This window comes from Reichenbachiella carrageenanivorans (genome assembly GCF_025639805.1).
Lineage (GTDB): Bacteria > Bacteroidota > Bacteroidia > Cytophagales > Cyclobacteriaceae > Reichenbachiella > Reichenbachiella carrageenanivorans.
This window is the reverse complement of the sequence record NZ_CP106735.1, coordinates 2,557,448-2,577,154: the sequence shown is the minus strand read 5'-3', so window position 1 is coordinate 2,577,154 and position 19,707 is coordinate 2,557,448. Positions and strand designations below refer to the sequence as shown.

General features: G+C 42.0%; 14 protein-coding genes. 5 read left to right on the top strand and 9 right to left on the bottom strand.

The features are described from left to right. Nucleotides 1-2: 2 nt before the first annotated feature. The 8 genes from N7E81_RS10165 to N7E81_RS10130 are packed head-to-tail and all read right to left on the bottom strand — an operon-like array spanning nt 3 to nt 6,938. On the bottom strand, nt 3-695 hold the full coding sequence (locus tag N7E81_RS10165; RefSeq protein ID WP_263049480.1) for a CIS tube protein: 693 nt from the start codon (nt 693-695) through the stop codon (nt 3-5). 57 nt (nt 696-752) lie between these two features. Beyond that, nucleotides 753-926: a DUF5908 family protein gene (locus N7E81_RS10160; RefSeq protein ID WP_263049479.1), complete on the bottom strand. Its 174-nt coding sequence runs from the start codon at nt 924-926 to the stop codon at nt 753-755. 5 nt (nt 927-931) lie between these two features. Next, nucleotides 932-1,429: a phage tail protein gene (locus tag N7E81_RS10155; protein ID WP_263049478.1), complete on the bottom strand. Its 498-nt coding sequence runs from the start codon at nt 1,427-1,429 to the stop codon at nt 932-934. 30 nt (nt 1,430-1,459) lie between these two features. Further along, nucleotides 1,460-1,897 carry a phage tail protein gene (locus tag N7E81_RS10150; RefSeq protein WP_263049477.1) on the bottom strand — a complete coding sequence of 146 codons (438 nt, stop codon included), beginning with the start codon at nt 1,895-1,897 and terminating at the stop codon, nt 1,460-1,462. 32 nt (nt 1,898-1,929) lie between these two features. Then, entirely contained in the window at nt 1,930-3,492 is a 1,563-nt protein-coding gene (locus N7E81_RS10145) for a phage tail sheath family protein (RefSeq protein ID WP_263049476.1), read from the bottom strand. Between the two features lie 16 nt (nt 3,493-3,508). Beyond that, entirely contained in the window at nt 3,509-4,564 is a 1,056-nt protein-coding gene (locus N7E81_RS10140) for a hypothetical protein (RefSeq protein ID WP_263049475.1), read from the bottom strand. Nucleotides 4,565-4,568: 4 nt separating this feature from the next. Next, entirely contained in the window at nt 4,569-5,105 is a 537-nt protein-coding gene (locus tag N7E81_RS10135) for a DUF4255 domain-containing protein (protein ID WP_263049474.1), read from the bottom strand. A gap of 48 nt (nt 5,106-5,153) precedes the next feature. After that, complete coding sequence (locus N7E81_RS10130) at nt 5,154-6,938, bottom strand: glycosyl hydrolase family 18 protein (RefSeq protein ID WP_263049473.1); 1,785 nt, start codon at nt 6,936-6,938, stop codon at nt 5,154-5,156. Between the two features lie 575 nt (nt 6,939-7,513). Between N7E81_RS10130 and N7E81_RS10125 the strand changes: the two genes are divergently transcribed. Genes N7E81_RS10125 through N7E81_RS10110 form a run of 4 tightly spaced genes read left to right on the top strand, consistent with a single transcriptional unit; the run spans nt 7,514 to nt 16,211 of the window. After that, entirely contained in the window at nt 7,514-10,783 is a 3,270-nt protein-coding gene (locus N7E81_RS10125; protein WP_263049472.1) for a hypothetical protein, read from the top strand. Between the two features lie 39 nt (nt 10,784-10,822). After that, a complete protein-coding gene (locus N7E81_RS10120; protein ID WP_263049471.1) occupies nt 10,823-13,816 on the top strand; it encodes a WD40 repeat domain-containing protein in 2,994 nt (997 codons plus the stop codon). After that, nucleotides 13,816-14,910 carry a porin family protein gene (locus N7E81_RS10115; RefSeq protein WP_263049470.1) on the top strand — a complete coding sequence of 365 codons (1,095 nt, stop codon included), beginning with the start codon at nt 13,816-13,818 and terminating at the stop codon, nt 14,908-14,910. The genes N7E81_RS10120 and N7E81_RS10115 overlap by 1 nt, the downstream gene beginning before the upstream one ends. 29 nt (nt 14,911-14,939) lie before the next feature. Beyond that, on the top strand, nt 14,940-16,211 hold the full coding sequence (locus tag N7E81_RS10110) for a hypothetical protein (RefSeq protein WP_263049469.1): 1,272 nt from the start codon (nt 14,940-14,942) through the stop codon (nt 16,209-16,211). A 92-nt stretch (nt 16,212-16,303) separates the two neighbouring features. On the opposite strand, the gene N7E81_RS10105 is transcribed toward N7E81_RS10110, so the two are convergent. Beyond that, nucleotides 16,304-17,635 carry an ATP-binding protein gene (locus N7E81_RS10105; RefSeq protein ID WP_263049468.1) on the bottom strand — a complete coding sequence of 444 codons (1,332 nt, stop codon included), beginning with the start codon at nt 17,633-17,635 and terminating at the stop codon, nt 16,304-16,306. 117 nt (nt 17,636-17,752) lie between these two features. On the opposite strand from N7E81_RS10105, the gene N7E81_RS10100 reads away from it, so the two are divergent. After that, nucleotides 17,753-19,699 carry a hypothetical protein gene (locus N7E81_RS10100; RefSeq protein ID WP_263049467.1) on the top strand — a complete coding sequence of 649 codons (1,947 nt, stop codon included), beginning with the start codon at nt 17,753-17,755 and terminating at the stop codon, nt 19,697-19,699. The last annotated feature ends 8 nt before the right edge of the window (nt 19,700-19,707 follow it).

Sequence of the window (19,707 nt, the reverse complement as noted above, 5' to 3'; positions counted from 1 at the left end):
ATTTACTTTTTTATAGGTGGGAACAAAAGCTGTCTCCCAGGTTCTAAATTCCTAAAATCAGTCAAGCCGTTGAGTCTAGCCACCTGTAGGTAATACTGACTTGATTTATATATCCTTTGACACATCAAAGGCAAAGTATCTCCTATGGTCACGGTGACCAAGTGACTCAAATCAGGAGAACTTACATTCATTTCTAAGGCTTGTGCCGACATACCCTTAGAGCTCACAAACGACATTTTCACCTTTGTTCTTAGTGGTTGTCCACTTGGTTTGAATAGCGTATGTGCAAAATCAAGATTGGTCAATCGACCAAAGAACATTAAATCACCCCAAACAATCCCTACATAATTGGTTTCGTGCATTTCACCATCGTAATGGTATACTACTTCTTCTAATTTTTTTATCTCTTCACTCACATCTTCTACTACATTGAGTGCTCCACCAGCGCCCGTTCCATCTATCACGATTTCGAGGCTGATTGTTTCTGCATTGATATGCTTAAACGCATGGGTTCGATCAATACTGCCTTTGACTTGCTCCTCCGTGGTATAGGCGATTGACTTGTTGTGACTAATTGAAGCAGGGTTGATTTTCACTTCATAAGGCGTCCCTTTTTTTTCTTTGCCCTTTTCATCGCTATAGGCTATAAATTTAACCTTCGTTTGAAGTGAATCTGAATTTCCTGTGTTTTGCATGGTTAAGTATGGTTGGAATAAGTAGGTTAGGGTTTATAGATGAATAGCCCCATTGGGTTATCGTTCGAAAAGCCGTTCTAGCTTTTTAGTCACGATTTCTACGCTTTTCCGTACGCTTTCTTCGACAATTCGCTGTTCCATATTTTTTTCAAATTCAACTTTTGCTCCAGTGCTCGAGTGCGGGTCTTTGACCTGCATGATTACTTTTAATTCCTTTATTTCTATGGCCATTGGGATCACATGTCTAATTCTACAAAACCTTGATGGGACAACTCTACTGTTTGAATGAATATGTCTCCTTTAGAGGCTTCCAGGGCAGAATATTCCCATTTGACAGGGTAGGCATTCAAAAAACTCCAACCCAATACGGGTTTGTTTTCTTCGTCGAGAAGCTGAACCACTACTTGCTTTAGTTCGATCGGCTTCCTGAGCCCTCCCTCCATGGTGGTCTTGCACCAATTGGTCAATTCGGAAGTTTTCTGTGTCAGCCCTCGTTTCAAAATGAGATTTGAATACCGGATAGGTTGGGGGAGTCGGTGTACAAACCGATTCTCCCCACCTTCTTGGATTTCCTCCACAGGGATTTCTGCACTTATGCCTGATATTTCTTGAAAACTAGCATCGCTACCATCCGTGGCTTTATTACCGAGCGTTTTAGCTCCTTCAAAATTAATTACAAACCTATACCCTGTCAATGGGTATTCATTGTTAGCCGCCATACTAGTTTTCTTCATAAGTCCTTTCCCTTAAAAACAGCACTCTGCTTAGCCAGCAGTTTGCTCTATTCCTTCATGTGCCAACTCGATTGATTCCAAGGCTATTTCGTTAGCGTCGGATTTAAGATCTGGCCCTGAAATTTTCACTGGGAAAGCATTAGTTACTGTCCAGGTCATTACAGGCTCATGTTCTTCATTCAATAGAGAAATGATGATGTCCTCTCTTCTTTCGGTATTGGTCTGCACATCTGCGAACCAATCGTAGAAAGTAGTATCATTTTCAAATACACCTTTCTTCAAAGTAATTGTACCGTGTTTTTTCAATCCTGGGATCTTTTTTGTGATCAATCCCAAATCGTTTCCAGCTCGGTATTCTATTAACTGTGTTTCCATTTCAAGCCCAGTGACTTCTTGAAAACCTAAATCTACATCGCCCCAAGAAACCTCAAAATGAAACTTGGGAACAGGCCATAATTCTTCTGCCATGATATGTTATATTTTTTTATTGAATGAATGATTTATAGTTCCTGCATTTTTTGCTGGAATGTGATAACGATAAATTCTGCAGGTCTTGACACTGCTATTTTTACCGATATTCTCATGATGCCATCTAGTACATCGTTAGTCGTCATGTTTGCTCCTACTCCTACTTGTACATCATATGCTTGGTCAGGAGTGAGACCTACTAGTCCTCCTTGCCTCCATATACCGTTCAGGAATGAACTGATCATACTTTTCATTAAGACCCAAGTATTAGCTGTGTTTGGTTCGTACACGTACTTTTTGGCTGCACCTTTGATAGACTGCTCGATGAAAGTCACTGTTCTACGAACATTGATATACTTCCAATCTCCACTGTTGCCGTCTAGTGTACGTGCGCCCCATACAGTGGTGCCATCGCCTACAAATGCACGAATCGCATTGATCGACTTACCACTTACCGTTACATTCAGGTCTTGCTGTTCTTCATGAGTAATTCGAACCGTTGGTGCTGTTACCGAATTGATGCTCACATTGGCTGGTGCTTTCCAAATACCTCTTTCGTTATCGACCATACAATAAACTCCTGCCATACCTGCAGCAGGAGGCAAAATATTCAGATTTGATCTGATACCATTTTGTATTTTTTTGAATAATGGGCTGACCACATTCAACATCTGTGTTGTAGACTCAACATCCAAATCCTTTTGTGTCAATTTTTTCAGCTCATTCTTGACTTCTTCGCTTTTCTTAGGCGTTTCACTGATCACATCAGCCTCTTTGCTAAGTACAGTCGCCAATACATCTAGATTAGAAATATTGGTTAGGTCTACTTCGTCGGCATCTACGATCGTCGTGTGTACCCATGGATAATAAGCAGCTCCATAGGCCAATTGATTGAGACCAATACCAGCTCTGAATTTGTCTATGACATCATCAGCAGCATTGGTTCTCCCCTCGCTACCCTTGTGTACATCAAGAATCGCAAATCTATCTTTCATCTTGAAACCACAGTGAGACAACATATCTTGCTGCACTGAAAAACAATCTCCTTCTGAAAGCATGACAGACTCTGGTACTACCAGTATAGAAGGCTCAGACTCTTTCACCAAAGATTGGATACCGTCTATTAATGCTTTTTTGGAAATCACTGTAGGAAGTGGAGCACCTGCAGACCCTGCTGATTCTCCTTTTGGCCCTTTTGCAGCCTTTGGAGTGGTGGTATAAGATCCTACTGTAACTACCCAACAGGTGCCTCCACCGTTGGCAAAGTAAAGTCGCATGCTATCAAAGAGTATAAATCTGCTGCTAGACTCTGGGACTACATTGTAGCCCTTGCCCGCAACAGTGACTGCCGATGCATCTAAGTCATCTGATTCTTCGATTTTATACTTGGTTTTCGTGCCTTCACCAAAAAACTTGATATAATCAGACATCGAGCTGATTTTTACAGGTTCATTGATTAGTGACCTACCGTCCATGCTGGTTTTTTCGGTGTATCCGACAAAGGCCGGAACTGACGTGGGTATACCTGCGACAGTATTTGGGAACGCATTGAGTTCTTCAATATAAACACCAGGTGTTGCTAAGTTTATTGCCATGGTTAAATAAATTGGTTCAAATGTTAATAAATATTTCTGCTATAAATTTTTGATTAATTCTATCTTCTACAATACTATCGATGCGAGGCAAAGGCATTCGTTTTACCAATATTCGTTCTGCGTCATCTCCACTTCCTTTTTTTTTCGCTGATAGACGAAACGAAAGGTCGGAGTACTTGGTAATACGCAATGGTTTTTGGGATAAGAATTCTACCGCAGCCCCTCCATTTGCCAAACGCACTGGAGTAGGCCCAGAAAACACAATATCTGATTGTTCTGCCTCTAGTTTTGATTTCTCCAAGCCTTGTACATACTGCGATACCAGTACATACCTCCAATAGGCTTGTCGTGCCTTGAATACCACAAAAAAATCTAATTTAGGAATTGGACTTCCTTCGATGATGGCATCGGTTATTTGAGCGATTATTGACTCATCAAGCGTTATTTCCAAAAAACCAATTAGATACTTCGGCTTTGTAAATGGCAACACTAAAAAATGGCTCTGTATACTGCCAGATTTATCTTCAACCTCATAGTACCCCTCTGGAAGACCAGAAACTGCCGCCTCTAAAGCAGCTTTCTCCCCTGTCAATCGTACGATTCTATTGGAATCTATAATCGACATCTCTTGCCCCTCTTTTATATTATCCCATTTGAAATTAGCATTCATCACAGATGTCATCTCGTTTTTAGAAACAAAATCTCCCTTATGCATCGGTGCAGACACACCTATGGACTCCTTTAAATTTTTAAAATAAAACAGTTGATCTGGACTGGGTGAGGCTTCCTCTGTGATACTTGAAAAATAGGGACTCGTATCTCCAATCCAAAACCCAAAAGAGAGCTGTTTTTTGTCTCTTAGCAACTCCAACCATCTATCCTTGCTTGCCTGATCCACCAACACATGAAACCCTTCATGGTTGCTTCTAAAGAGCAGATCAAAACTGGAGAGGGTGTTCAATGTTTTGGCCGTAGGTACAAATTGTAAGTTTTCGGCAGCGTTGCTTTGAAAATATTCATGAGATACTTTCAAATTCACAATTGGGCTATATTGAAATTGCAGGTCAATCATTCAATTATAAATTAACTCCAAGTCCAGAAATAGGCCTATCAAAACTAAACGCGCCATCTTTAATGGTCACCATCCTCATTTTGTACAATACTGACGGAAGATGTTTGGCTCCTATAGCTCCCCATAGGTGGCTCATATTTTGTAAATCTTGTTTTACGATTTCGAAGGATAGCCTGTCTATACCTGGTTCCATATCAGGAGTATTCGAATGACTGAGTACTCGATTGGCTTGGAAAAAAGAAAGTATACCTGACAAATACCGCAATCCTTCCAAATAACTTCCTTCAGAAAAAGAGGCAGAAAACAACACATAGACATTTAGATTCAATAAGTCTTTAGAGGATATGTGTCCCTTGGGTCCTATGGTTTCATGCTCAATATTGACCAAGGTCATGATGACCCGGTCAGGCTCTGTAACTGCCACTGTGCCATCTGGGTTGACCAGGCTAGAAACTACTACCCTGTCTTCTGTTGTAGAAAAACGGTTTCTAAAGTAGTCGTTTACCGAATTAGACACGGTAGAAAATGCGGAATGGATCATTGGTTTGTTTAGGTTGTACGGTTAGATTAGGTTAGGTTTTAAAATGATTTAGGGTAAATCTTTTTCTCTTAAAAATTTTCGACTCAGCAGCAACATGACTCCTCCGCCTATTAGCAATCCAATAGTCAAATAGAGCATGAAATGAACGCTCATGAATTTCATCCCCACAAATACTAAGGCTACGACCAGCAGCACCCCCATGACGATGCTTCCTTTGATCACCACACCAAATGTTCTCGATATTCGATGGCCATATCTGTACATCACGAAAAAACCGAGTAGGCTTACTCCTGATATCATACCAAACATGCCCATAAGCGGTCTAGGGTTTTGTAATAAGGATGCTGGGTTTTTAGCCACTCTAGCCACCAGTCCCAACAGTCTCCTCGGTGAAAACTTCTGAAAGAAAGTCTTCATATTGGATATGGCTGCATCTCCTGATTCCTTTGCAAACTTGAGGGCGATTAACTTCCACAGTTCATCATGTCCATTATCGTATCCAAGTGCCCAAATACCTACTCCTCCCAATTTGCTTTCCTTTATCCAATCATACTTTTTGCCCAAGGATATGCTATCTTCATACCACAGTTGCCGGTATTCGTTGTCTTCATCTCTATACACATAGTACTTACTTTTGCTACCTTCATCCTCGCAACAGGGCAAGTCCCCATATTTGTTTTTCACATCGCGATACATGGGATATTTGATGAATTTTTTGGCTGTAGATGGGAATTTCAAACTTTCAGTTTGCCATTCGGCACCATAATACGGCAGCCCCATCAAGGTCTTTTTCAACGGAATCCCTTCTAACTCGTAATCTTCTATCGCACGCTGTAAATTATAATCCCACCAAGTATCTCCGCTTTCCAGTGGTGCTACGGGACCTGCTACACTACTATTGACTCCATAAAACTCATAGCCCATAATGACATATAGATCCACGTACTGATTGATCTGTTTGAAATCATAAACGTTAGAATAATCTATAGGCGGAAGTGCCAGCGTGATCATGTATTTGTCATTTTCCATTTTCAAACTATTAGACAAATCAATGATAAACTCAGTCAGTTCATTTCGAAGGGAGCCATATATGTTTTCAAAATCAATATTGACACCGTCTGCATTCCTTTCTTTGAGTAAAGAGATCAACTGAACGATAAACTTCTTCTGAGCCTTGTGATTGGATAAAAACAGTTTGTTGTTTTCCCCTCCAAAATTGGTCACACTAAGTAATACTTTGGTTCCGTGTGCCTGTGCCGAATCCACTACATGGGTCGTCTTCCAATCGTGGATACTTTGGTATCCGCCCGTCCTTGGGTTCAGTTCATATGAAAAATAAGCCAAGACGGAAAGCAAGGAATAATTGTAGTCCTCGTAGGCCGAGCCCATCCAATAAGGATGCCAACCAAAAACCTGATATTCCTCTTCCAAGACATGTTCTTTCTTATAAGACTCCCCTTCTTCTATTCTAAAATATCGATCCCACTCTGATTGATTTTTGAAGTCTCTGACAGGTTTTCTTTTCTTCACAGACAGTGCTCGCCTGACAAAGGATGTTGTGTCAATATTTTTTATTTCAGCTCCCGACAACTCTACTCCGGGTCGCTCCTCTACCTCTGATACATCTACAGCATCAACGGCATCAACAATATCGATGGCAACCGAATCTGTAGGACTGGCAATAGAATCAACAGGTTTGCTGGGGATGTTTCTGTACTGATCAATACGCGCATTAATCAAGTCCTTAAGACCTGCTTGCGCGAAAGTCAACTGTACGTTAACATAAAGTGATAAAATCGTTAATAACAACGATTTTGAAAAGCTAATATTCATTCAGGCGGTTGGTATAAAAAATTAACTTTATTAGACTAAAAATCTAATACGGCACAAGTATAATAAAAATTACAACTTACCTGTAAAAAATGCAATAATATTAGTTGATGATCGAATTGCTTTTTTTCTAAACGAATCTAAAAGAAATAAAAAATTGATAATCGATCTCGACGGACACTAGCCCTACCTTCATTTACACTTTAATCTGCCCAAACAGACAAACTTCACCAGTCAGCCCCTTCAACGAACACAATCGTTCATTTAAAGCTATTATACAAATGATTTAGCGTAATGAAATGCAAAGTCAATTATAACTAGAGACAACCCTACTCACATACTCCAAGTTGATCTTTTGCTTAATCTTCAGGGTTCATTGCACATACAAGCTCCTGCGCCTTTCTCCTGCCTAAAATGGCAAAATTAATACAAGCTCAATACGCATTTGGATTATCACAAAATGAAATATCTAATAAATATCTTCAATTATACCTATTAATATCAGCCATTTTAACACGAAATTAATATCTTCGAAACCGTTTTAAATAAGCGCTTATGTAAAGCGATTATCAGAATACATGAAAACTAACCTAACCTCAACCTCCAGGCTCAAGAAGCGGCTTTGGTATGTCAATGCAATAGGCTTCGGCTTGGGCATATTTTTGACTTCCAGCTACATCTCTACGATCAGCATATTCATTGATCAATTTGAAATATCAGCACTTCCGTTGTTGCTAGTCGAAACTGGAGCTATCGGCATACTCACTGCGCTGACACTAAACTATTGTCAAAAAAGATATTCCACGTCAGTGATCAGTACGATCTACCTTCTGACTATATCTATCTTATATTTCTTTCTACACATTGAAATCATAGAGCTCAACCACAAGGAATTCAACAAACTAGTCGTATTAGTTTTGCTACCTGTGAGCACCACCGCCATAGCCCTCTATCAATCCATTACAAATGCCTTGATGGATATACGTGAAAGAAAAGCATATGCACCTAAGCTTAATATTGGCATTATTTTAGGAAGCATTTCAATCGCCTCCTCTCTAGTGTATATAGCACATCTCCAAGGAGAGTTCTTCGATAACATCATCTCTTTATTATTATTAACAGCCTCTGGAAGCTGTTTTTTAAGCATAATAGTGATACGAATCGTCTCTTTCAAAAACCAAAGTCTTCGAGAGTTGCAATGGAGTGCCCAATTCATCAAGTACCATACCCGCATCAAAAAGCTCATCAAAAACAAGTACTTTATTGCACTGAGTCTATTCACGTTGTGTGTTACTATTTCTACCCTCTCGTTCAACAGTCTATTTCTCTTTTCATTAAAAGAGTCTGGAAAGAGCATGATAGAGGTGTACACCTTTTTCGCCCAGTTACTCATGAGTGTGGTCGTACTCACCTTTATATTTTTGATCGTCTCAAAAAGCCAAGTCATCAGGCAATATGGGGTCAAATTGAGCTTAACAACCATTCCTTTTGCGGTATGCTTTTTCACCTTTGTTAGCTTAATAATCGGTAGCTACTATAGTTTCAATAGCGAGGAACTAGATTTCATTCTGTTTTTCATCTTTTTAGTCACAGGTATCGCCATCGTTTCTTCCCTCACTATTGGCCTTCAAAGACCACTCTTCGAACTGTTCTTTTCTCCTATAGAAGAAGCCTTGAGGGAAAACACCCTTAGCCTGACACAAGGTATCATTAAACATATGGGGGTATTGATCACTGGTCTACTGCTACTGCTACTCGCCAAATTGGAAAGCAGTAGTGCGGCCACATGGCTACTCACCAAGGTAGATGGCACCTTTTTCCCATGGACTTGTTCGCTCATCGTCCTTGCCGGAGGCATTTTGTGGCTCTTCTCACTGGCCTACATGTACCGTCTGTATACTGATCTGCTTCAAAAGAGTCTAGGAGAGCAGAATCAACTCATCAAACACGAGCACTCTTTTAACCAAAGTATTATTTCAAAATTAGAAAATGAAATATCTAACAATGAATTTCCATTGGCCATCTATCAACTCAACCTGCTCAAAGTCATGGATCCTAAAGCGTACAGAGATAAGCTCGTCTTTTTGGCCGATCACAACGACGAAAACATTCAGGAATATGCGGTGACCGACATCGCCCAGTATCAATTGATCGATGCGGCTCCTGTCTTGTCCAAGGTCACGCTATGGAAGCACTTTCCAAACTTGAGGACATCGAGTCAAGTCAAGCATGCAATACTGACCTTGGAAGAAGGGAATAAAAGGATCAAGCAAACCAAATATATAGACCAATTAACCTCGTCCAAATTAGAAAAAGAAAGGGTATATGGAGCCCTATTGGCCCAACACATCAAATCGTCAAAAAAAGGAGAGATCCTAAACCGACTATTCGGCGATCACTCTTCTAAGATTATTTTCAATGCCATACTCTCAGCTGTAAATACCGACGACACAGTCCTTCAAAACAACTTAATTCAAAAGCTGAACCACCCCATTTTTGTAAACGCTTCGATGTCCGCCATTGCAGCATCACAGGATGCATTTGTGGAGAAGCTAGAAACGGCCTTTCAATTAGGTAAATTGAATCAAAAGCTACAGCAAAGAATACTGCAAGTCTATGGCAAAATAGGCTCAGAGCAGGCAGTCACCTTACTGCTCGACAAGTTGAGCTACCCAAATCAAAATGTAGTGACGACCTGTTTGGATGCACTAAGTAGATGTGGATTTACTGTCACCAATGATAAAATGGCCTTACAAGTCAGGTCAGAACTCCATGAGGTCTGCAATGTGGTGATCTGGAACATGTCTATTCATCAAGATGCAATTAGACATCAGTCCGACAGGCAATTGACTGATGCGCTCGATTACGAAATCACCTTCAATTACAATACAATTTTCAGGTTATTAGCCTTGCTATACGACCCCAAATCTGTAGAATCTGTCAAAAACAACATCGACAGCCACCAAATTGAAGAGTCTGAATTTGCTTCGCAATTGCTAGACATTTTCATTTACGATGAAATGAAGCTTTTTCTCATTCCGTTATTCAAAAGATCCTCATACGCTGAAAAAGTAAAAGAACTGATGAACACCTTCCCAACCGAACCGATGGGAAAATCAGAATTGCTTATCAATGTCATACAACGTGATTATAAATGGATCAACAGCTGGACCAAAACTTGTGCGCTAAGAGAACTCTCAAAAATAAGTGACTTTGATTCCAGTCAAATCATGGCTGCACATTTGATCAACCCCAACCCTGTATTGAGCGAAACTGCAGCTCAATCGCTTTATGAACTTCACAAGCCTCTGTTTGAATCGATAAAAGTGAGATATGAAAAAGAACGTGATTTTCAATTTGCCCATCACTCCATGCAAACGGTAGAAAACCAAAAAAACAACCAAGACAACATCCATATTCTAAAATACGACATCATCTCCTTTATTAGAAAAATACCCGAATTCAAAGACATACCAGGCTTGGTCCTCTCCGAAATGACCCGCTATGTAAAGGTGAAAAAGCACAAAAAAGGAGACTTAATATTTGAGGGTTCCATTTCCAACCTTGACTACTATATCGTATATGAAGGAAGTATTGAATTAAACCATAAAAAAGAAAGCTTAAGCTATTTCAACCACGAAATGGCACACAGGTTTTTTCTAACCATGCCAGAAGATTCTAACGTCAAACTACATGCAATATCGGATGCTATATTGATGCAGATTGATAATGTCGTCTTTCATGAACTGTTGACTTTCTATGAAGAAATCCCAAATTCAATCCTAGCCAGTGCACCTCTTGCTAAAACAAGTGTTCCGGCTAACCGCCCACTTCTAGAACTTGTGTAACAATACTTCATTACCGTCAACCAACCACCAGATTTAATTATGCCAACAACCGAAACACCTATCACAACTAGTAAAATCAGCAACCCATTTCCAGGACTTCGCCCTTTCAAATCCGATGAAGCAGAGCTATTCTTCGGCAGGGAAACTCAGGTGGATTATGTCATCAAACAGATAAAAGAAAAAGGGTTCATCGCCGTAATCGGAGCCTCAGGAGTCGGCAAATCATCCTTCATGTCTTGTGGCGTATTGTCTGACATGATCAATCCCGACACAAACGACAAAGATCGATGGAACGTGATGTCTATTACTCCTGGACACGCCCCCACAAGAAGCCTTGCTAGAGGCATATACAACAGCATACTGAAAAAAGACGATGAATCTGACAATGACGCAAGCAAAACAGAGGAAAAAATAGACAAACTAGAACGTACGATCTGGAAAAAACCAGAAAGATTATTTAAACTATTAAACGGTAAACTCAAAAAAAACAAAAAGAAACACCTACTCTTCATTGATCAATTCGAGGAAGTTTTCAGGTTTGCCCAGGAAAGCAATGATGCCTACCATTCGGTAAAAACTTTGATGGATCTATTGACGGCTACCATCGCCCAAAAAGAAATGCCTGTACACATTGTCATCGCGATCAGAGCTGATTTCATTGGGGATTGCGCTCGGTTTCCCCAACTCACAAGTGCGATCAATAGCAGTCAATACCTCATTCCTCAGCTGACAAGAGAAGAAAAAGAAAAAGCCATTAGAGGGCCTATTCATTTTATGAATGCCAAGGTAGAAGATGACTTAGTTGAAAAAATCCTAGATGAAGTGGGCGACGATTCAGATCAATTGCCCATTATGCAGCATGCGCTCATGCGCACATTTGACTACTGGAAAAAAAATCAGTCTGGAGAACAATCAATAGCCATATCTGACTACGAAGCGATAGGCGGAATGAAGAATGCACTATCCAAACATGCACGTGAAGCTTACGGTGATCTCAATCACAAAGAACTTCAACTATGCAAGCGCATCTTTAAATGCATCACTGAAAAAGGGGAAGATGGCAGAGGTGTAAGGCGACCTACTACACTGAAGGATATATCACAAATAGTGGGTGCCAGCAAAGAAGAGGTCGTCGCCATTGTAGAACAATTCAGAAGGCCGGGCCGATCACTACTCCTACCTTCTGGCCAGATAAAGTTTGAAGACGACACCATCATTGACATTTCTCATGAAAGCTTGATGAGAAACTGGGTAGAGCTAGCTGAGTGGGTAGACGAAGAAGCCGAATCTGTAAAATTGTATTTATCACTAGCCACCGCAGCGGCCATGCATCAAGAAGGCAAAGAAGGTCTATGGACACCTCCTGGGCTTCTATTGGCTCAAAACTGGAAGAAAGAACAACAACCCACCATGCATTGGGGCCTCAGATATGACCCCGCCTACGAGCGTACCATTCTATTTTTAGATCATAGTGACGAAGAATATGAAAGAAAAAAACGCATCAATGAGAGAAATCAAAAGAGAAAAATAAACAACGCCAGAAAATTCGGCACACTCATGTTGTTTGTTTGCTTCTGTGCCTTTGTCGCATTTTATTATGCATCAGAAGAAAGCGAGCGGGCTGAACTAGAAACCCTAAAAGCCCTAGAAGCCCAAAAGAAAGCAGTAGAAGAGGGAGAAAAGGCGGAAATAAGTGCAATAAAAGCAGAGAAAAGTGCTGAAAAAGCCAGAAAAGCACAGTCTCACGCTATGACTAAAAAGTTGGAAGCCGAACTAGCAAAACTTGAAGCTGACTCCATGGGCGGAATCGCTATACAAAATGCAGAAGAAGCCAAAAGTCTAAGACTTCGATCTCTCGGCAAAGCCATGGCCATCAAATCGCTGCAAATCACAACACCTGAAAAGGAAGGTTATGTAGCCAGTCTGGCCTATCAGTTCAATCAATCGAATCATGGCACCGCCAACGACCCCGACATCTACGACGGACTGTATTATGCACTAAAGGCTTTGAATACTGACCCTGAAAGATTTGATCAGACCAAACATGATCAAAATGTTCGAGCCCTTATTTCCTCAGCTAAAAACGAGTGCATATACTCCACAGGAAGCGATGGCACCATACTCAAATGGGATATCAATGGAAATCAGTCCAACACCACAACCATCAGCCAATCGAAAGGCGTGAAAGTGAACAAATCGCTAGCACTCAGCCCCGACGAAAACAGACTCGCTTGCGGAGGACTTTTTAGATATATAGAAGAATACGACTTGAGTCAATCCGACGACAAACCAAAAACGATTCCCACGAATTGGACAGACACCTGGTTTTTGTCCTACACAAAAGATGGAAAATTATTAGCCGTTGGGTCTAGCAATAAAATCATGCTCCTTTCAGACGGAGTCTTTGTGCCGCTATCCGATGGTGAAAACAAGATAAATGCACTCACCATAGATCCCGGTTCCAACAGTGTACTGGCCGCACAAGAAAATGGTCAACTGGTCAGATACTTCCTAGACGGCTCTACTCCTCCAGAAGTCATTATAGACCAAAGCATCCCTTTATACGCAGTTCAATTCAGCCCCAACGCTACTTACTTAGCCGTAGGAGATGAAGAAGGAAAAATCCACCTGTACAACGGAAAAGATCAAACGCTGCCACCAAAAATATTGCGTGTGCACAACGCCCGGGTCAATCAAATTGTTTTTGATCAAGCGGGTAAAATCATGGCATCTGGTAGTTTTGACAAAACCGTTAGGATGTGGGACTTAGAGCACCTAGACGACGCACCTATTATACTGAGAGATCACGACGACTGGGTTTGGTCTATCGTATTCACACACGATGGCTCCAACCTCTGGGCAGGGAGTCGGGACTACCACATCAAAACATGGCCAACCAAAACCCATGACATGGCCATAGAAATTTGTGACTTGCTGGGTGCTGACCTGGCTTTCAGTGATACCGACTGGAAACACTATGTAGGCGAAGATATCGCACGACCTGAAACCAGCTTTTGCACGACATACAATTAATGAAAATAATGAAAACCACCCACCAAAAAACCGCTTACACTTTCTGCCTATATGTGCTGTTGATTTTGTGTAGTCATCTAACGTTTGCCCAAAAACCACAGAAAGAAAATAGCAACTGCGTAAGCGAGGCAGAACAATCGTACCGATCTGGTCAAATTGAGGACATTCGTTCCAAACTACCAGCATGCCTTGAAAACTCCAGAGTGACAGCTGAAACCAGAATCAGAGGCTATCGCCTATTGGCTATTACCTATTTGTATTTCAATGAAAATCAAGAAGCAGAAAAATACATGAAACTACTCTTGAAAATGGATCCTGAGTACAAAGTAGATGAAAACCAAGACCCGCCCGAATTCATCCAGTTGTATGGTACCTTTAGAACCAAACCCATATTGCTTTTTGGTTTACATGTAGGACTCAACTCTTCGTTTGTACATGTACAAAATAACTACAGCCTCGACAACACCAGCACCTCGCTAGGCAAATATTCCTCTGGTATTGGCATCACAGGTGGCATCTCTGTAGAATTTGCTATCTGGGATCACTTATCTCTGATCACAGGGCTAGACTACCAGACCACACAATATGAGTATCAAAAAGAACAGTTCGGCTATTCCACCTTAGACTACTTAGAAAAGTCCACCTGGGTAGGGCTCCCTGTCGGGGCCAAATTTTATATTACCAATTCTAAATTCAGGCTATACACCCAAGCGACCCTGTCCTTTCAGTACCTGCTAAGTGCTAATGCAACTCCTTCTCGCTCAGACAACATGGGCGAGATATTAGGTAACCAAACAGTGGTAGGCCCATCAATAGACATCTTAGCACAACGTGAAAAGCTGAATATGCTGATTGACTTTGGTCTAGGGTTTAATTGGAAAGGAATTGTAGGCCCTGGATATTTCACTGGGCTGATCAGCTACAGCTATGGGTTAATTAATGTTGCCAACCCCACTACTCGATTCGACAATACCGAATTGATTTACGACTACAACTATGTGAGCAACGACTTTTCACTCAATAGTTTCAGCCTCAAACTAGGCTACGCGATCCCGATATACAAACCCAAAGTACTCAAACGAAAAACCAATTAATCACTCCTACACCACCTGACCGTTTTTCAATGTCACACAAAATCACGACTTGCCATTCGACTGGCATGAGTCTCAAACGACCAACCAACACCACCTATAAACCAGACCATACCATGCGCAATATTTGCTTATCCTTTCTGATGGTTGCCGCGATCTTTACCAGCTGCACCATAGACGAACCTTCCATCGACAACACTGACGAATTCTTTCAAAAATTCGTAGGAGGTGCCTCTCGTGAAGAACTAAGCACGGTTCACGCCCTCTCAGATGGCGGACAAATCGTATTGGCTACAAAAAACCCTAATAACACCCTGACTAGCAGCTACTTTCTATTCCGAACAGACGCCTATGGCAATACGGACTGGTTCCGAGAAATCGGCACTAATCATGCTGCCGTAGCGTCAGACATGATCGTACAAGACCAGTCCATCATCATCGCAGGCCATATGACCACCAGCAATGGCGATCAAGACCTCGTGTTGTGGAAAACAGACCTCGAAGGAAATGACATAGACAGCCTGTCCTTAGGCATAGCTGGCGCCAACGAAGTACTGCCCAAAATCATGAGACTAGAAGAAGGGGTGGGATATGTAGTAGCGGCTCAAATATCCAATGGCAATGATATCACAGACAATATTGTCTACTTACTAGACGCAAATGACTATAGTACCATCTGGAAAACATCCTACGGACTCCTATCCACCAATGCCAATGTGGTAGGATTGGCACAGGTAGCTACAGACAGAATCCTATGGGTAGGCTCACAAAACAGCTCTACAGAAACCGAAACCTCCGTCTCACTCAATGTACTCAATACCTCAGGCCTCAAAGTGAGCACCACACAAATCGGATTGAACAACAATAAGCAGGACAAGGCCTATACGCTGAGTTCGGATTTTGGAAGCTATCTCATCTCTGGCAGCACTACTGCAAATGGAGAAACATCGGGCATGCTCGTCCAGTTTTCATACCGCAATGGCGTGCAAATAAACAACCTATTAACCAACGAGCGGAGCAGTTCTTATGAGCTATTTCATGCCATTAGTTCCCCTACGGGTGGATACTATGTCACTGGCTATCAATCCACAGGCCCTGAAAACAAAGACATTTACTTATCCAAATGGAGCAGAGAAGGAGCGATAGATTGGGAAACTTCCTTTGGAGGGAATGGAGACGACATAGGCCATGTGATCAGCATCACAGCACAAGACCATCTTCTGGTACATGGCACTGCCAATGTAGTGACGAATCAGTCAATCACAATTTTACAAACGACCGACAAAGGAAAGATGTTTGAATGAAAATGAAAGGTTCGATCAAGACTTGAAAACCAAGGCGAAAAAGTCATGCCGACTGGCAAAGGCAGCACCTCAACACCAACTCTGTCCACCAGCTACATCGTCTTACCGTCCTTCTTCAGTTCTCTGCGGATGCCTTCATCGAGTTCATCAGCCTGCACGTTTTTAGCATTTCGCTTGAGTGCCATCAGGGTACAGTAGCGCAACACATTGCTGATGGCTCCCCCCGTGAGCTCATGTCGCTTGGCGATGTGCCTCAGGTCTACTTCGTCATCCAGGGTGAGATACGCCGAAAAAGCCTTTTCCCACAAGGCTTGCCGCTCATATTCTGAAGGGATCGGAAAATAAACCATAGACTGAAATCTTCTTTGAAAGGCCTGGTCCATATTGGATTTTAGATTGGAGGCCAGTATGATCAATCCCGGATAGTCTTCTATTCGCTGTAGCAAATAAGACACCTCTTGATTGGCATGCCTGTCGTTGGAACTACTGGCCTGCGTACGCTTGCCAAAAAGTGCATCGGCCTCATCAAAAAACAAGATCCAATCCTTATTTTCGGCTGTATCAAAGATGTTTTTCAGGTTCTTTTCAGTCTCTCCGATGAACTTAGATACCATCATGGCTAGGTCTACATGGTACACCTCACGCCCGTATTTTTTACCCAACAGCGAGGCTGTCAGGGTCTTGCCGGTACCTGACGGCCCGTAAAAAAGAGCTCGATAGCCTCTTTTGAATTTTTTGGACACTTCGTGCAAAGCCTGCATTTCCTGATGGTGCATCAGCCAAGCGTCCAGCTCTTGCAGTGCATCGAAGGTGTCATAAGACAACACCAAGTCTTCCCAATCCAGCCCCGTCTCCAATCGCTGTGCGGGAAATGAGCTACTGTAGTTGGGGTGGTAGTCTTCTCCCCTGAATATTTTGTGTAGGCATTCATTGGTAGGGTACAAGGTGGCACTCATAGGAGGCATGCCTTGCACTACTTCATCCAGACAAACCAAGTTGTGTTTGACCAGCCTTCCACTTCTCCCCAGAAGATCCTGTACCTCCATCCTATGAGAGATATTACTGCCAGCCAATAAAAAAATAGCTGTCTCGACAGTAGGCACCAATACACCAGCCCCTACGTAAGCACCGCCAAACTCCGAATAAACCTGCCCTGTATCTGGATTAGTTACCCTTAGCTTATCCAAAGCACCCGGAAACAACGAAGGCATCAATGACAAAACCAACACAAACCGCTCACCTAGTGTCAGATTATACTCAAACAGAAGTTTAGCATAGACATCAGAATTCTCCACCTTTGGCGCCATTTCAAACAGCTCGTTTTTAAACTCTTTTTGATTAAAAAATTGATCCACCCGAAGGGATATCCCTTGCCTAACCCAATTAATATCACTTTCTAAAGACAAAGTACTATTCACCAACATTCATTGAAATTTTATGACTCAAAAACCATGATTTTTCGACCTGTAAATAAAGTAAGATTATTGTTACTATCACCCAAACTCCTTAATTTGGTATCATCAATTATCCCCTATTGATTCATGCAATATCAGAAGAAACCCAACCTCGACCCTAAGCCTCGTCAAAACACCAGTACTAATAAAACACAGGGTCGTATCGGCCCTCTAGCTCCTACAGAAAAAGATACCAAGGAAACAGAAGACATTCAAAATGACTACTGGAGAAGTCTGTTTGCACAACCCAGTTTTGAGAAAGAAGGACAAACACCTAATCCTCTTATACCTCCATCAAAAAAAGAAGCCAACATTCACGACCCTTGGCCAAATCTTTTCCATCAGAAAACCAACAAAGAAAAAACCCATACACCTCCGGCCAAACAAGCCGAAGCTCTTCCCAGGGCCAAAGCCATGGAGGACGGCAAAGCGGGTAAAACAGCGGCTATCCCAGAAAGTGAAAATGCCCTACTACTGGACAGCATGAACGAGACACCATATCCTGACCTCAATCATGACTTGATGACGCAACATGCTTGTGAAAACGATGCCACTACCGTCGTAAACCCTTGGGGTGTAGAGTTTATGCTAAACAACATCCTCGACTCGACCCAGATCAACAAAATAAAAGCAGAAGCAGAAAAACCTAAAGCAGACAAAGACCCCATCAAGTCCGTCCTCGCGACGGTCATGAGAGGCATGTCCAGATTTCTTGGACGGACCAAAGGCTCCAAGCTTAGCGGTAATTTGACAGTCAACATCCCCATATCCAATCCTAAAGTAGCAGTCTCACTGGGGCTAGAAGCCGAGCAAGAAAAGAAAGACGATAAGCCAAGTAGCACCGAAGATGCACACATAGGTGTGAAATTTTCGGCCACAGCAGGCATCACGCTGGACATCTCCAAGGAAATATCAGGCAAGGCCGATCTCAACGTATTCTTAGGTGCAGAGAGTACAAACAGAGACACTACTGCCCAACTCCTCTCCTATGGATTTTATAAAGCGGGTCGTGTGACAGGAGACATCCTCAACGACTGGGAAACAGTCGTAGTCAACCCTAGTGGCCTCACCTCCTCAGCCGCCATTTATTATGGATTGAATTATATATACGGAGACAAGAACAAAAGCGTCTTGGATCGTGCTATGGATAGCTCTGATGCCGAAGAAAGTATAGAAGATATAGAAAATAAACTCTTTGCCGAAGACGCTAATGCAGACAAAAATGAAGTGACATTTGGCGGAGGGCTCAAGGCAGAGCTAGAAGCTGGAGATAAAAATAACAACATAAAAGGAGCCATAGAAGCTACTCGTACCAGCAAGATCAACCAAGACTCGATCAAGAATTCACAGAAGGACGCAAAAAAAGACATAGGTTTTTTATCAGACTACAAAACTGGCAGCCATGAAGAATTCGAGATGAAACTATCTGGCGCACTCAAAGTAGGCAAAGTGAGTGGATCGAGAGATTTTACTTGGTTGTTTGGGAAGGAAGATAATAATGACTCGGAACAATCAGATAAAAAAAATAGTAGTTGGAAATTCAAACAATTCGACTTTCAGACGGCATATGCCATAGAGAACATCTCTAAGCTCAAGCTCACACAAAAAGAACTCATCCAGCAACTCGTACAAGCAGCGACAGAAACCTACGGCAAGGAAAAAGACCTTGCAAAGAAAAAGGATAGCTTGGCCGACTTGCAGCCTCTAAACTCAACTGCTGCCTCTAATGAGCTCTACAATCAGATCAAAGCCTCACAAAAACAAGAAGAGATCCAAGACAACAAACAACACTGGCTAGATGCCCTAGTCCAAACAGGAAGCGCCCGAGCCATGGACGGCATCACTAAAAACACCGATCTCGTTGATGTAGATGACACAATAGAAGTGCAAATGAAAATATCTGCGGAAAATAAGAGTACACCAAAAATCACTTTTCAGATCGTCCGCATCACAAAGACCAAAGTAGACCTCGAAGTAGTGGAAGCCACAGTAGTAGACTCCACCCCACTTGGTATCTGGACCTACACCCCATAATTAATATC